Here is a 15170-nt window from a genome sequence, read left to right on the forward strand (position 1 = left end):
TGTGAATTATGAATTATGAATGGTGAATTGCTAGTTTTTCAGCATTCATCATTCATAATTCATCATTTATTAAGCTACTGCTCGTTTGTAGGCTTCGTCTAACACTTCTGATAGTGTTGGGTGGGCGTGAACCAAATGAGCAAGGGTGTGAACGGATTGACGGTTGGCAATAGCTGCTGAGGCTTCATGGATAATATCCGAAGCGTGCATTCCAAAGATATGGACGCCTAACACTTCGCCCGTGTCCTTGCGATATATAACCTTTGCCATTCCGTCTGCTTCACCTTCAGCCAGGGCTTTGGAATTGCCTTTAAAGTAACTCTTAGTTGTTCCTACCGCCCATCCTTCTGCGCTACCCTTTTCTTTAGCAGCAGTTTCAGTCATCCCAACGTAGCTAATTTCCGGGTGGGTAAACGCTGCTGCGGGAATGCTGGGGTAGTCTACCTCTTTACGACGCCCGCAAATATTTTCCACAGCTACAATTCCTTGAGCTGAGGCTGCATGGGCAAGCATCATCTTACCAGTAGCGTCCCCAATCGCCCACAAGTGCGGTACTGGTTCACCTGCGGACAGCACAGCCATATTGTCGTTAACTGGAATAAAATTCCGGCGATCCAGTTCTACCCCTACAGAATCTAAACCCAAGTTTTGTGTAGCAGGTATGCGTCCGGTTGCTACCAAGCAAGCATCCACTTCCAGTACGTCCACATCTTCTTTGGTTTTAAAATTAGCTAACTCAATAATGACAGGTGAACCGGGAATCACTTTTTTCGCGTATATTCCTACATGGGTTTCAATATCACGGTTCGCAATCAAAACCCGTTCCGCAAGCTTGGCAATATCGCGGTCAAATCCCGGCATAAGTTGGTCTAGGGCTTCTATCATGGTGACTTCACTGCCCAATGCCGAGTAAACATCAGAAAATTCCAATCCGATGTAACCACTGCCAATTATTGCTACCCATTCGGGTAATGATTCTAATTTTACCGCTTGGTCGCTTGTGAAAACTGTTTTGCCATCTACTTGAATACCCGGAGGGACAAAAGGTACAGACCCAGGGGAAAGAATAATGTCTTTTGCCGTAATAGTTTTTTCACCGCTATCTGTTGTGACAGTGACTTTTTGTGTCCCTGCGACCTTACCCCAACCACGAATGATATCAACACCCAAGCGCTTCAAGCTATTGGTTAGGTCACCTTGAATTTTTGCCACAAGATTGTTGGCGTGATCCGCAATACCCTGTCTGTCAAACTCAACATTTCCCAATTGAATACCCAGGGACTTGAGGTGATGAGCATTACGTAATTCCCGCACCCGCCCAGATGCTGCTAACAGTGCCTTAGATGGAATGCAGCCTCGGTTAACACAAGTTCCTCCCATGTCAGCCGCTTCGACAATCGCTGTCTTGAGACCGCAGCTAACGGCGTGTAGAGCAGCACCATGTCCGCCCACTCCAGCGCCTAAAATCACTAAATCGTAATCGAACCCTTCACTCACGTTAGTTTCCCCGCGTGCATTCACCAACTTTATTTTTAACTGACCAAACGATCGGTGCAAGTCTTAATTTTATGCTGTTGCTCAATCAAGATTATGACTTAAGATACTAGGGGACAAAATTCTTAGCGTTTTTCATAATGTAACATACATTACCAAATAATCCAAGTTGTGTGGGCACTGCTCGCCATCAGACGTATACAGTTGGGCATTGGGCATAGTACATATAGTTCAACCCATGATATGTGTACTATTGTTTGTGCAACTAAAAGAGCGGTGTAGATAGTTTACTTATTAGAATGCTCGAATGAGAGTACCTGAAGTTGGTTTTCCTAAAACAGCCCGAACTAAATTTTCAGGAATACTTCCATCAAGAATCCAGCAATCGATTCCCAAACTAGAAATAGCTAAAAACTCTTCTACTTTCTTTTTCATTCCCCCAGTGACATCTACTGAGTGACTTAAACCTAAAGCGGTTTCAATTTCACAATAGTTACTTTTAGTAATTAGAGAAATAACGTCTCCTTTTCGATCGCGAACTCCCGGATAATCTCCAGCATTAATTAAAATAATTTTATCTTGATTTTGCTTGAGGAAATATTTAGCTAATTCTGCTAATAAAGTATCTGTAGAGAGGATAGTACCGCCAATTTCCTTATCCAGAACAACATCACCAAAAACTAAAGGAATTAAATCGGTTGCTAAACTGTTATCTATGCATGAAAAATTTCTTTCTATTAGCTTTTGATTCTCAGTCACAACCATTGTTACTGGAGGTAAGCTAACCACTGGTAGACCTGTTTGCAAAAAAATCTTAGCTAGTAAGAGATTGAGGTCTAAAACATCTTGGTGTACCAGGCAAAATCCCATTTTTTCAGAAGGAGAGACAAAACCCTCGATAGTGTTGTACTTCTTAGCCGACTGATGACCAAAAGAACCCGCTCCATTGCCAATAATTAATTTGAGATTGGGATTTTGAGCCCGTATATAATGTATTTCTCTAGCCAATCGTTGCATAACTTCGGGTCGAGCAGTGTAAGGTTTTTCCTTATCTGTAATGAGAGACCCTCCCAGCTTTATTAGTACTAGAGCCATAATAAGTTTTTAAGAAAAGTGGAACAATCATCTTGATGGAGCTTATCTTGAATACAAGACAAATCCTTCTTTGTCAATTTCAGCTTAATTTTCCTTCAGCGAACGCCAACGTTCAACCTAAATAATGATAATTCAATAGTACTATTGCTGTGCGCTATTCAAAACCTGTCCAAACTATTAGATAGGATTGCTATATTAAACCCTTGTAATTCGAGGGTGAGCAGGAATGCTCACCCTCAGGGTAAAGCGGGTATTTTTCAATTTGATTTATTACAAATTCCCCAGAGTTTGCAAGTTTTTGACCTTTGCAACGGGTGGAGCAATCTCTTTTCCATTTTGAGGTAAAAATCGCCCTTGTAAACCGTAGCTCACTAAGCCCATATACTCATAAAACAAAAGCACTGCGGTTTTACTTGAAGATAACCCACTTGGTACGGGGCTAGTATGTGGAGTGACTTCAAACCCCAGACTTTGAAAAGTGAGTAGCGATCGCAACATGTGAGGGGGATCGGTTACCAACAAAATTCTCTTGACTCCTCTTGGTTGTAATTCTGATGCGGTGAAGAGCGCATTTTCTCTAGTCGTTTCAGAACAATGCTCCTCGCTTAACGCGGAAGCGGGAATACCTTTTTCTTTAAGTTGCTCGACAATTTCAGAACCATCACCTGAACCGCTAGCAAAAATCAAAGGTGCGCGACGGGCTTTCCAAAGTTCAGCAGCAACTTCCACTCGCGACCTTCTAAAAGGTTTCCCCCGTCCCAGTACAACAATTGCATCTACACCGGTACCAGAGTCAGGGGGAATAAAAGCAACTAATCCTTTTTTTGCAACTGCGATCGTGAGTGGAAAAGTGGCGCTAAAGTATACAACCAGTAACAACACTCCCAAAGTACTGATGATGCGTTTCCAACGCAGTCGGGGAAAAATCCAAGGTAATAAAACGAGAAACAAGAGTGGTAACACGATAACAACAGGTGTTGTCAGCCATTGAGAAAGTGTCGCCTTTAGACCAAGCCACTGATTTACAGAATGATACTGTCGGTAAGCTTCGCTAACGCACATAGCTAAGTTGAACATGCAGTTAACCCATGAGACTGTCAATACACTCTTTACTTTTTGTTATGTTAGCGAAAACTCAAATTTTGATGTGTTATCTACAAGCCACCATAGATTACCTGAAGCGTAGGTAGGTGAATTTAAGTATAAAAGCCACCTTTAACAGTTATATCATTTACATTATTTTACCGTATTAGTACTTCTCAATTTTGTATAAATTGCATTTAGTAAGCCCGCGCAGGCGGGCTTTGTTTGTATAGCCCCACATTTCCAATGTGAGGGAATTTTAAGCGCAACCTCATATAGAATTGGTATTACATTCAATAGTAGGGAATGCTTATCCCACTTATATTTCAACAATTAAATATAATTTATATATATGAAAAAATAGGTTTTAATAGGCAACCTAACTTCTTTATATATCTTACGAAGAGATAAAAAAGTGAACGAAACGATCGCTAGCTGCAATTAAGCTTTCCAGAAAATAAGAATACGCCCTTCAAATGGAATTGTCAAGACTTCCCTAAATCCTTACGTTTCTGACTTATTAATTAAAGAATTGATGAACTTACTTTCTTTTCTTACTTCATATAGTATGAATATTGATTGGTTGTATGTTTTGTCTGTTCTTAGTTGACATAAACAGCAATTATGGTTATAACAGTTAATGAAAATTAACCTAATTCAAAAGGATAAAGATGAAAAAAGCTAGACAGATTAGCAGAACTATATATAGCTTTGCTTTTCAAGCACAGGTAGCTTTTTCAGTCCTTATTCCAGGTTGCTTTTACTGAAATTTTTCCATTTAAGTTATATGAGAAAGTTGAGAAAATTTTCTGGCTTTCCGATTTCACATCTATCATTTCCTACTTTCTAGTAAGTAGAGATTGAATAAACATAAGTTAGTTTACCATTTAAGGAGAATTAAAATGGGGCTTTGTGATGGTCTTTCAAACCCAAATAAAAAGGATCGGGTTGTAGCTGATTGTACAAAGTTGCTAGACGAACAAGTTGCATCAATGGGAGGCGTTTCTGGGTTAGCTTTGAAAGCTGGCTACGCTGCGGTTAAAGGAATTGCGCCCACGTATTGCACGGGTGCTATTGAAAGGATTCTACCGCAATCCCTCACAGCACTCGATCCCATTTGGAATGAGGGTGTACAAACAGGAGACCCAGTCGCACACTTAGTTCAAAATCGTACTCGTACCGCAGACGCGTTGCTCAGTGTTACAGATGAAAGGATCGAAAAAAGCCAAAACACAACCGTGAAAGGCGTATATAGCAAACTCCGCAGTTCGGCTAAGAAGCACGTGGAGGAAGCAGTACCGGGCTTAGCTAAGGTAATTGATAGTTACACTAAGAACTAAAGTCTTACTAATTCATTAGCTACTCATTCTATATCCCCACTCTCAAACCCACCAACAGGAGGTTAAAGTGGGGTTTTTCGAGTATGCGAGAAACGCCTTCATTCCCAACGCTTCTCCTTAGCCATACCGCAAAATTGCTACCTCTAATATAGAGTTCACCGCACAGTTGCAAGATTTTTATAAGCCACAATATGTCATAAAGACTGGAACTGCAATAATTTTAAAAAATTAGAGACAGCGATCGTAATGGACACACCTTCACGAAATCTTCATTTTTTTTCCCTACTTTATTAATAGATAAACAGAGCAAACTTATGTAGCGATTCAAAGAGGGTGTCTGAGAAATCTTATATTTTATGCTTGCTTCCCCCTAGGGCGCGTTTTCAAACTCTTATAGATCCCCCCATCTCCCCCCAACCCCAGCTACGGTGGTGTACACACGTCTTCTAAAGTGTATTCTTGCAGTTTCGATCCCCCCTAACCCCCTTAAAAAAGGGCGGCTAAGATACTCAAAAGTCCCCCAATAAATTGAGGGATAGAGGGGGATATGGGAAATTAGGAGCCCAAACAAATACGCGTGGAAACACGCTCTAGAATACTCAACAAGTACCCCTTTTCAGGATAATTTAGTGGGCTTAATTGAACTTTGTTTGTAGAAAATTTAACTGTGCGAAAATCTTAGCTATTGCATCATCCAGAGCATTAACAAAACTACTTTTAAATCTATTGCTGAAGGAAAAAAATATGTTTACCACAGGCGCAGGAGATCTTTTCCACACAGTACAATCAGATATCCAAACAGAAGCCGCTAATATTGCTGCTTTGGCTTTTCCAAAAACTCTGTTTAAGGTATTTTCACAACCAATCGGAAGAGATTGTGCAGCGTTGGTACTTCCAAAAACTCAATTTGAGTTGTTATCACCAAAGATCGGAAGTGAGAATTTATCGCTGACTTTTAAGGGCAAATATGCCTCTGAGAACTTTAGAGTGATGTTTTTTCCAAAAATCAAGACTTTAATTTTATCTGGGTACTATTGCCAAGGAACGGCTCACTTAATTTATATTCCGGGAAATAATTATAACTGGTCAAATGGCACGGGGTATAAAATCACGTCGCCTGATGGGATTGGAGAAAAATTTGAGTTATTAGCGACTAAGTTTTACCCGTTTTTACTAGAATTTTTTCTAGGATAAGTCATACCATTTTGGATTGAGCCAGCTGCGGGAGCGTCAAACCACAAGAATTTCCTCGAGTCGCTCTATCACCACATCTGCACCTCGGACGTTCTCTGATTTCCCAATCCAGGTAATGCCAATGCAACCAGCTGCTTTGGCATTACGTGCCATTTGCATATCACCTACAGAATCTCCTACCATGAGTGTGGCACTGGGTTCGACTCCCAAAGCTTGACATGCTTGTAAAAATAAAATGGGATCTGGTTTACTTGGTCCTCCATCAACTCCCATCGCCACTTGGATGCGATCGCTTAATTCATGACGTTCTACAAAAGTCCGCACTTCAGAAGTTGTAGCTGCTGAAAGAATCCCAAGTTTCAAACCTGCTTGCGACAAAGATTGAAGTACTTCCGATGTACCTGCAAACAGAGGTGAAGGTGTTTGGTTGACATACTTTTCCGCTTCATCCAAAGCTTTACGGGCTATCACCAACGATTCAAACCATCCCCGCCCAGTTTCTGCTATGTAAGCCGCCGCCGCCGTTTCTGTTTCGCGACGACTGGCTACCGCCATTAAACCTGCTGGATCTAAAGTATCGCCACTCACACCAAATGCCATTAACAGTGGCTCGCCAATACCGGGAATTTGTGCATCTATTACCCTTGCACCCTTCTGTGCAAGGGCGCGTAAATAAGCATCTGAGTCTTCTAGAGTCCCATTTTTGTCAAATAGAACCGCCTGGATATGGGAAAACTTGACGTTTTTACATTCTATCGTTACCAAAATGAATCCTCCAGCAATCGCATCACTACAACTTTTATGATTGCCATCTTGAAAACATGACCTCCTCAGTCTGCTACTATATCAAAATTTCGGAACTATATGTAAATCTGGAAAATAGGGAAGCTTTAATCCCTAACTCTCCATTTCCAAACCCAACTCTCTGAGGTAACAATGCCATCATTTCAAGCTGAACCAGAAAATTTTCTTGAATTGCTGCAAATTGTCCGTGATGGTGCGGAAATCAGCTTGAAGTCTGGGGAATATAAAGGACCCTTCTGTATCGAAAAATCGCTGACTCTTCGCGGTACAGGTGCGGAGACAGTTATTTTTGCAGTTGATGAGCCAGCATTGGTTGTGCAAGTTCCTGGGGTACGGCTGGAGAATTTAGCGATCGCCCGCACGGTTGGAGGAGATAAGGGAGAGATAGCGCTTTGGGCTGCGAAAGAAACACCCCCCGTTTGTCAGGCGGTCAGGTTAACAGGGATAGCGCCTCATGCAATCTGGGAAAATGCTCATTGGGATATTCCTGCTATTTTGGATTTTGGAGAGGTAGAAAGCGATCGCCAAGTTGAACGTTCTTGGACGGTACAATTAGGGACACCGTGTAAAATTGTATCTGATGTCAGTTGGTTGAGAGTGCAAGATTCTCACTTATCTCCGGGAGTGCAGGATTTGTACTTAACGCTGGATTCACAAGATATTCCTACTGGAACGATTCTCTCTGGTTCTGTTTCTATTGAAGCAATCGATGGCAATCGGGTTGTTCGGATTTCTGCTTTCATTAGAGCAAATCAGCCAACCAATGTAGAACCTATATATACAAGAAATAACAATTCAGAAGATGCTGTTGGGGAACGGGTCATACCAACAAAAAAACAGTTACAAGTTTGGTATACATTTTTAGAGATAGAAGAACGTATAGCCCAATCCCGCCAATTTTGCGTACCTTTTCAAAATCATAACTATGGTGGAGATACCAGACGGGTAACTTTTGAAATTGATGCGGAAGCAGCAACTCTTGACGGTTCTTCTGCAAATAAGTTGGATGAAGATGACTTTTGGCAACGCGCTAAAAAAGCACGTAATGAAGATGTGATGTTGTTTGACTCCTCTCCCCAATATAGCAACAAACGAGATGGAGAAAAGTTGGGGACAATCGCAGACGTTGACTTTGAAGAGAGTAAAATTCGTATTAGGTTAGATTCCGATTTTGTTGAGCGCTTGAATCGGGGGCGTTACAAACTCCCCAAAAAAGGATTTTTATATTTTGAAGCTGCGGGTGATATAAACCAAATCAACCAAAAGAAAAAGGCTTTAGACAACTTGCGACAGGGGCGATCGCAAAATCTTTTATTAGGAAACTTCTTATTCGATGCAGCCAAAGCCCATCGTCCATCAAAAATCATTAAACTACAACCTCAAGACTTATTAAAACGAGATGCCAATCCCGATCAAATAGCTGCAGTTGAAGCAGTACTTTCCGCTCCCGATATGGTTTTGATTCAGGGTCCTCCCGGTACTGGTAAAACTACAGTAATTGCCGAAATTTGCTATCAAGTTGCCTTACGGGGTGGAAAGACGCTGATTGCATCTCAAGCTAATTTAGCGGTGGATAATGCTCTCAGTCGCTTAGTTCACAGCCCTGTTATCCGTGCTTTGCGGAAGGGAAAAGCTGAAAAAGTGCAGGAAGAAGGACAGCCTTTTTTAGAAGATAATGCGATCGTAACATGGATGCAAAATACTGCTGATGACTGTGAGAAAAATCTTGCAAAACGTCAAGAAAATGTACGGCTTTTTCAGGAAATTTTGAAAGCTTCATCAAGATTTTTAAAGTATTTAAAAACTGAAGAAGAATTTCAAGAAACACAAAAACAATTAGAAGCAGAAAAGACAGTTTTAGAGGAAAATTATCAAAGATATGAAACAATTTCCAAACAAAGTCTAGATACTATAAGTGAAGTTCAATCTTTCAAAACAAGGTTAGATAATCTCCTGCAAACTGCTCCTCATATCGATTGGGAAAGCCCAGAAATTGTGAATTTTTTGCCACTACTGAAACCTTATACCAATGGAAATCAAGCTGTTGAAAATTTCATTGCTAATGTACGCACAGCCTTAACTAAAGTGACTGAAATGGGTTTTACTCGTCCAGCCCGTGGTGCTTTTGGACTAGCAGTTTGGTTGCAGGAAACTGTAGCCACAGCGATCTTGGAATTTGAGGAAGTTGCCAGTGATGCGCGAAATGCAGCACAATGTATGTTGGAAGTGTCTGAATCCGTGCAAGTTTTTAAGCAAAATTCCGTTGCTTCTCAACAGTTACAAAAGGATTACCAGCAAAGTTTGACAAAGCAGCAGAATATTGAGACAAAAATTAAAAACTTGGAAAGCCGAAAAAGTGAATTAGAATTTGTCGTCAATGCAGTAAAAGAATGGAAATCTACGGCAAATATTAGGTTGTATCGAATCCTAACAAATTGCTGTCAAACGGGTTCACTATTGACTGATGAACTTATTGAGCTACCCGCAGGATTGTGGATGATTGCTCGAACCTTAAATTTACCACTTGTCCCTCAAATTTATAAGGTTAATAAAATCGACCATCTACCAAATTGGGTGCAGTTAAAAAATGCATTATCTTACGAAGTAGAAGGAGGTTTTATCGATCGCCGGGGTAAACAGCACCGATTTAGCGAATTCTTTTACCAAAGCTTAAGTCAAACTCCCATGGTTCTCTCAGCAAGCGATCGCCAACAGTGGCAAGAACTTGCTAAGAAATATAAAAATTATGCATATATTGCTTCCAATCAACGTCCCGCTCTCATTGAAACTACACAGTATTTTCTCAATCAAATGCAACAGGTGTATGGCTCCTCTTGGGACCAAAGAAATATCGATACGGCTCTCAACTATCTTGTTAAAGAACTCTTAGAAAATATTCTCGTGAATGCTCGTAAATGCGTGTTGTCAGTTAAGACAGAAACAGAAAAACAACTTCAATATTGGCAACAACAGTTAAAAGAAATTCAGAAAAATACAGCAGAACAACAGCAGAAAGTCTCAGCCATCCAACATCAGTTAGAAATTGCTCAGCAAGAAGGAGATTTAAAACTCAACCAAGTCACTAATCTTTTGCAAAAACTAACCCATCATCAAAATATACCGGAACACTTGCGAATTCTTACAGAGAATTATCTGCTCGACCAATCCTCTATTTGGGAGAAACCAAAACAATTTTTAACACAAGTACAATCTTGGGAACCTTCTACGAAAGAACTAAAACCGTTAATTGCTGCACTAGATCCTTTTGCTATTCTCCAAGTTATCAAAACTTGTCTGGATGAGCATCAAGCTAAGTCAGAAACGGAATATGAAACAGCAAAACTTCAGATAGAAAAATTACAAAACAAACTGCATGAGTTAGATCGGAAAGCCCAATTACAAATTCCAGAAGATTTAATTCAAGAACGCCAATGGTGGGAAAAAGCATGGCAAAGCTTACCCAAGCAATACAAACCCGAGTTACCATCTACAAGTTTGTTTGCTCTAAAATTTTTACATCAAGTCAAAGCACAATTTGACTCATGGCAAAGAGAATTAGACAAAGAAGAAAGTTACCTCAAACGCTACCAAAATTTTGTGCAAGATTGGATAGGGAAACTCCGCAATCCCTCTCCTCAAGACCGTAATGAATTAAAGCAGATTTATATAAATAATGCCAATGTGATTGGTATCACTTGCGTTCAAGCAGCGAGGGGGGATTTTTCTAAAGAATTTCCCAGTTTTGATGTTGTCATTGTTGATGAAGTTAGTAAATGTACCCCTCCGGAATTATTAATTCCAGCTTTAAAAGGCGAAAAAATAGTTTTGGTAGGTGACCACCGTCAGTTACCGCCTTTGCTACATGAGGAGACGATCGAAGATATCGCAGAAGAACTGAAGATGACAAAAGATGAACTCAGTTTTGTCAAAGAATCCCTGTTCAAAATGCAGTTTGAAGCCGCACATCCCAGTATCAAGCAAATGCTGACAATTCAGTATCGCATGCACCCGCAAATTATGGGAGCTATCAATCAGTTTTACCAGCATCGATTAACTTGTGGTATTCCAGAACCAGATACGAAACGAGCCCATTATTTAGGGGGTTCTATTATTCAAGAAAATCACCATATTCTGTGGATTAAAACACCAGCCGAACAAGGTTTTGCAGAACAAAGAGAGGGAACTTCTCGGTTTAATGCACGAGAAGTTGATATTATTGAAAAGCTATGCGAACAAATGGAGAAGGCTTGGTTTTCAAAAGTTGCTGACGGTCAACCTCAAAAAGAAATAGGAATTATTACTTTCTACAGCGCTCAATTGAGAGCGATTAAAGACAGAATTGAAACAGGTAAGTTTCCATCTTTAAATATCCGTACTGGTACTGTTGATATCTTTCAAGGTATGGAGCGACCTGTCATTATCGTAAGTACAGTTTGTAACAACAGCAGAAAAGATATTGGATTTGCTAAGGAACCCGAACGGGTTAACGTTGCTTTTTCACGCGCACAAGAATTGCTTGTGATTGTTGGATGTCACGATTTATTTACTCAAAAAGTCGGTCAGGTAGGAAAGATGTATCAGGAAGTTTCTAATGTTGTGCGTCGTTATGAAGGATTTATTGATGTTTCTGATGTTCTGTCTTTGAAGGGGTAATAAAGATATTTAAGAGTGTGGGAACCGCACCCCGTAGCGGATGCAAGCGGATGAATCATTTGGATTGGGGTTGAAGAGAAGCTGGGTACAGCTTGCGCCAAAGGCGAACGCTCTACTTCAATTTTATGGACCGTAATGCGAAATAATTGAGTTTGGATCTCACAGTGTCAAAAATAGAATCGAAATGAAGTTTTACCATCATCCAATTTCACCAAATTCCCGTCGTGTCTGGATTACCCTCTTGGAAAAAGGAATCTCGTTTGAAGAAGTGGAAGTCAATCTGGATGGCGAACAGTTTAAACCAGAGTTTTTAGCAATTAACCCTTTTCACCGAATTCCTGCTTTGGTGGATGATGGTTTTCATATGGTGGAATCTTTAGCAATCTTGGATTATTTAGAGGCAAAGTATCCTACACCCGCTATGTTACCCACTGATGCGAAGGATATCGGAATTGTACGGATGGCGCAACTGGCAACGGTGCATGAATTAATGCCTGCTATAATCCCATTGACCCCCGTGATGTTCGATTTACCTGGAGCAGATCCTGAAAAAGTTGAGCGCTCAAAACAGAAAATTTCAACAGTCCTGAAGTTTTTTGAGGGTTTGCTCGATAACCGACCTTTTTTTGGCAGTGACAGTATAACTCTTGCCGAACCTGTAGCTGGTACTATAGTACCTTGGTTGCCATGGGGTGGCGTTTCCCTCAGTGAATATCCAAAACTGAGTGCTTGGTGCGATCGTCTGACAGCACGTCCGACTTGGCAAAAAACCCAAACTCCAGAAATCATAGAGGCGATAAAATCTCGCGTAGCAGCAATGATGGCAAAGAAATCTTGGTAGTAGGAGTTTAAGAGTTCCTGCTCCTTCTGAAGTAATTAGTTTTCCGGCTCATCTAATACCCACTCTAAACGCTTTTGTTCTTCTGCCCGAGCCTGTGCTTCTCGATATCGTCGTTCGCGGCTGTTCCAGAAGCTGGCTGGAATTCCTAAAACCCGCTCAAATTGCAATGCTGTTTCTGGAGTAATTGCTGCTTTCCCATTAATGATTTCGTTAATCGTTTTTCTAGGTATACCCGTTCGTTCCGCCAGTTCTGCTTGGGACATACCACGTTCTTCAACGACTTCTTGAAGAGTTTCCCCTGGAGCAGAAACATAGTCTGGCGTGTACTGATTTTGAATTTTTTTACCCATGTGTATCCTCTACGCCGAGTATTCTTACGGCAGTTACTTTACTCACATAAAAAGGCATCAGGGAGGCTGCAAGATCTAGCCGATTTGGAAAACTTGAATGAATAAAGCTATCGGCAATTGTTATATTCAAATCTTGTAACTCTGTTTAGTTAAATGGCGTTATGTAAATAAAAATTTATAGTTGCTATTTCTAATAAAATTGAGGGAAATATTAGCTATGTAGTTCCTGAAAAGAAAAGCTATATGACTACTGGCAATGTTAATAATTTAGAAATTTTGACTTTAGAGCAATTCCTGAATAATGCACAAATACAACAAGCTTTGGATGTTCATATAGCAATCGGTGATGTTCCTTATTTTCGCATCAAAGGAATATTAAAAGCAAGTTCAGATTCTACAATCGATGAATTGAAATTCTGGACTTGGGCAGAGACAGTTTTTAATGTGGATGAAATTCAGCAAATAAAATCTGGTTCTCCTTTACAAATATTTCATCAATACCCTTTTGGTAATGTTTCTGTATCATGTTTTTTGACTTTACAGGGTGCTGTGATGGCGATTAGGTTTTTGCCTCTTAATATCCCTACATTCGAGAAGCTAGGAATTCCTGTAGCATTAAAAAATATCTGTCAGCACTTACAGGGACTAATTTTAGTCACTGGTGAGATCGGTAGTGGTAAAACGACAACTTTAGCTAGTCTTGTAGATTATTTGAATCGGGAAATGAGCCGAAAAATCTTCATTATTGAAGAAGCGGTTACTTATGTACATCAAAATCATCAATCCTTAATTAACCATTGGGTGGTGGGAACACATACTCCCAATATCGTTGAGGGAGTGCTAACAGCATTAAAGAATGATGCTGATGTAATTGTGCTCAATGAGTTAAGCGATCGCTCTACTGTTGATGTTGCCCTACGCGCTGCTCGCTCTGGTACTCTAGTCTTAGCTTGTCTGCATACTAGCAGAGCGATCGCTGCAATTCAAGAATTATTCACTCTTTACAGTACCCAAGAACAGGATTTTATTCGCTTTCGTCTGGCTGATAGTTTAAAAGCAATTCTTTCTCAACGATTAGTCTCAACCCTCAGTGGTGACTGCAAACGTACAGCCATTTTTGAGCTTTTGTTAACAACTGATGTCGTTCGCAGTCATATTTTAGAGGGTAGGGTACAGCATTTGCTAACACTAATGCAGCAAGGTCAAGACCGTGGTATGTCTACTCTAGAGGTTGAATTGCAAAAGCTGTTACAATCCGAGCGCATTACTCAGGAAATCTTTGCAGAAACTTTACAAAAACTGACTTTCTGAATAAAATCTACGTGTTCTCTATAAGCTTACAAAAGTTTTTGTCTGAAAGCGAAAGCCGCACCCATGACAACCAGTAAACCTAATAAAGCTGATGTAGAAGTAGGTTCGGGAACCGACCGCGCAACAGGAATTTGACGGATTGTAAAAGATTGGTATAAATTTTTTCCATTCAAATCGTCAGGAATATCAACTGAAAACGTGAAATCAACAGATTCACCAGGCGCAACAGAACCTCCAGACCACTGAAGACGGAAAGAACCATCTCGATTGAGTTCCGTAAATTTAGAAGAGGTGGGCTTTTCGTCAGCATCCGAAACGCTAAAATCGAAATTCGGAATTGCTAATCCAGGTTGAACAAGAATTAACTCAGGCGAGCCGAAGTTATTATTGACTCCAAATCCAATTTGAAAGGTAAAACCATCCCAGATAGAGCTTGTATTATTGACAACTTTTTCAGTGAAAAAATACTCTGTTATCCCTCCTGATGGTTGAACGAATACTGGAGTATCAACTGAGTCAGTCGTTTTAAAGCTTATGGGAGTACAAGACAAACCAGGAAAGTTAGCGATCTGATTTGGGCTTGGCGCTATGCTATTGTCATTATTTGGATATGGCGTAACCACAGAAGTTTGAACTTGCGGACACAGAGCATCACCAAGACCGGGTCCGGTTGGCGGGCTGATGTTATTAATGGTACGCGCTTGTGCAACTTCGCTAAAACACAGAAAAATCGCTAAGGTAGTTCCAAGGATTGTGGTGATTCGTATCATTTTTAGTTGGTGGTGACTGGCAAAGATAACGCTTTACGTGTAAGTGCTCCCAAGCATATAAGTATAATTTGGGCTAGAAAATTTATCAGAGCCGCTTGAGGAATTTACGCAAAGTCCAGGCATTAATTTATAAATTAATTGAAAAACGATTACCCCACCTTATCTTCCACCTCATTTTTTTGCCTGTAAGAAGGGATAGTAAGTACGTTAATAGATTAAACTAGTTAATCGTAAT

Annotated in this window: 11 protein-coding genes; 5 read left to right on the forward strand and 6 right to left on the reverse strand. The window is 40.4% G+C overall.

Features of this window, described 5'->3' with window-relative positions; genetic code table 11:
- Nucleotides 1–69 precede the first annotated feature (69 nt).
- From lpdA to HC643_RS37470, 3 genes are all read right to left on the reverse strand, one after another.
- The gene (gene lpdA, locus HC643_RS37460; protein ID WP_038085193.1) at nucleotides 70–1497 is read right to left on the reverse strand and encodes a dihydrolipoyl dehydrogenase; all 1428 of its coding nucleotides are present in this window, start codon (nucleotides 1495–1497) and stop codon (nucleotides 70–72) included.
- A 291-nt stretch (nucleotides 1498–1788) separates the two neighbouring features.
- Complete coding sequence (locus tag HC643_RS37465; RefSeq protein ID WP_038085145.1) at nucleotides 1789–2589, reverse strand: isopentenyl phosphate kinase; 801 nt, start codon at nucleotides 2587–2589, stop codon at nucleotides 1789–1791.
- A gap of 270 nt (nucleotides 2590–2859) precedes the next feature.
- Nucleotides 2860–3666: a YdcF family protein gene (locus HC643_RS37470; RefSeq protein WP_038085147.1), complete on the reverse strand. Its 807-nt coding sequence runs from the start codon at nucleotides 3664–3666 to the stop codon at nucleotides 2860–2862.
- 908 nt (nucleotides 3667–4574) lie between these two features.
- On the opposite strand from HC643_RS37470, the gene HC643_RS37475 reads away from it, so the two are divergent.
- Nucleotides 4575–5012 carry a DUF6918 family protein gene (locus HC643_RS37475; RefSeq protein WP_038085149.1) on the forward strand — a complete coding sequence of 146 codons (438 nt, stop codon included), beginning with the start codon at nucleotides 4575–4577 and terminating at the stop codon, nucleotides 5010–5012.
- Between the two features lie 744 nt (nucleotides 5013–5756).
- Nucleotides 5757–6206 carry a hypothetical protein gene (locus HC643_RS37480; protein WP_038085152.1) on the forward strand — a complete coding sequence of 150 codons (450 nt, stop codon included), beginning with the start codon at nucleotides 5757–5759 and terminating at the stop codon, nucleotides 6204–6206.
- 36 nt (nucleotides 6207–6242) lie between these two features.
- Here HC643_RS37480 and HC643_RS37485 read toward each other — a convergent pair whose 3' ends face one another.
- Nucleotides 6243–6971: an HAD family hydrolase gene (locus HC643_RS37485; protein WP_038085154.1), complete on the reverse strand. Its 729-nt coding sequence runs from the start codon at nucleotides 6969–6971 to the stop codon at nucleotides 6243–6245.
- Between the two features lie 171 nt (nucleotides 6972–7142).
- Here HC643_RS37485 and HC643_RS37490 point away from each other — a divergent pair, with 171 nt between their 5' ends.
- Together HC643_RS37490 and HC643_RS37495 are read left to right on the forward strand one after the other, a co-directional pair.
- Nucleotides 7143–11663 (forward strand): AAA domain-containing protein, encoded by a 4521-nt coding sequence (locus HC643_RS37490; RefSeq protein ID WP_038085156.1) that lies wholly within the window; start codon nucleotides 7143–7145, stop codon nucleotides 11661–11663.
- A 184-nt stretch (nucleotides 11664–11847) separates the two neighbouring features.
- Nucleotides 11848–12504, forward strand: a complete 657-nt coding sequence (locus tag HC643_RS37495) for a glutathione S-transferase family protein (protein ID WP_038085159.1) — start codon at nucleotides 11848–11850, stop codon at nucleotides 12502–12504.
- A 35-nt stretch (nucleotides 12505–12539) separates the two neighbouring features.
- Here the strand turns inward: HC643_RS37495 and HC643_RS37500 are convergent, their stop codons facing one another.
- A complete protein-coding gene (locus HC643_RS37500; protein WP_038085161.1) occupies nucleotides 12540–12854 on the reverse strand; it encodes a HigA family addiction module antitoxin in 315 nt (104 codons plus the stop codon).
- A 243-nt stretch (nucleotides 12855–13097) separates the two neighbouring features.
- On the opposite strand from HC643_RS37500, the gene HC643_RS37505 reads away from it, so the two are divergent.
- Nucleotides 13098–14165 (forward strand): type IV pilus twitching motility protein PilT, encoded by a 1068-nt coding sequence (locus HC643_RS37505; protein WP_038085162.1) that lies wholly within the window; start codon nucleotides 13098–13100, stop codon nucleotides 14163–14165.
- A gap of 26 nt (nucleotides 14166–14191) precedes the next feature.
- On the opposite strand, the gene HC643_RS37510 is transcribed toward HC643_RS37505, so the two are convergent.
- Nucleotides 14192–14935: a hypothetical protein gene (locus HC643_RS37510; RefSeq protein ID WP_038085163.1), complete on the reverse strand. Its 744-nt coding sequence runs from the start codon at nucleotides 14933–14935 to the stop codon at nucleotides 14192–14194.
- Nucleotides 14936–15170: the final 235 nt, after the last annotated feature.

The organism is Tolypothrix bouteillei VB521301, from assembly GCF_000760695.4.
Classification (GTDB): domain Bacteria; phylum Cyanobacteriota; class Cyanobacteriia; order Cyanobacteriales; family Nostocaceae; genus Scytonema; species Scytonema bouteillei_A.

What these genes read in the sequence shown, in the direction of transcription:
- HC643_RS37465 (WP_038085145.1), bottom strand. Translation starts at nt 2,589, where the DNA reads ATGGCTCTAGTACTAATAAAGCTGGGAGGGTCTCTCATTACAGATAAG.
- HC643_RS37475 (WP_038085149.1), top strand. Translation starts at nt 4,575, where the DNA reads ATGGGGCTTTGTGATGGTCTTTCAAACCCAAATAAAAAGGATCGGGTT.
- HC643_RS37505 (WP_038085162.1), top strand. Translation starts at nt 13,098, where the DNA reads ATGACTACTGGCAATGTTAATAATTTAGAAATTTTGACTTTAGAGCAA.
- HC643_RS37470 (WP_038085147.1), bottom strand. Translation starts at nt 3,666, where the DNA reads ATGTTCAACTTAGCTATGTGCGTTAGCGAAGCTTACCGACAGTATCAT.
- HC643_RS37495 (WP_038085159.1), top strand. Translation starts at nt 11,848, where the DNA reads ATGAAGTTTTACCATCATCCAATTTCACCAAATTCCCGTCGTGTCTGG.
- HC643_RS37500 (WP_038085161.1), bottom strand. Translation starts at nt 12,854, where the DNA reads ATGGGTAAAAAAATTCAAAATCAGTACACGCCAGACTATGTTTCTGCT.
- HC643_RS37510 (WP_038085163.1), bottom strand. Translation starts at nt 14,935, where the DNA reads ATGATACGAATCACCACAATCCTTGGAACTACCTTAGCGATTTTTCTG.
- HC643_RS37480 (WP_038085152.1), top strand. Translation starts at nt 5,757, where the DNA reads ATGTTTACCACAGGCGCAGGAGATCTTTTCCACACAGTACAATCAGAT.
- HC643_RS37490 (WP_038085156.1), top strand. Translation starts at nt 7,143, where the DNA reads ATGCCATCATTTCAAGCTGAACCAGAAAATTTTCTTGAATTGCTGCAA.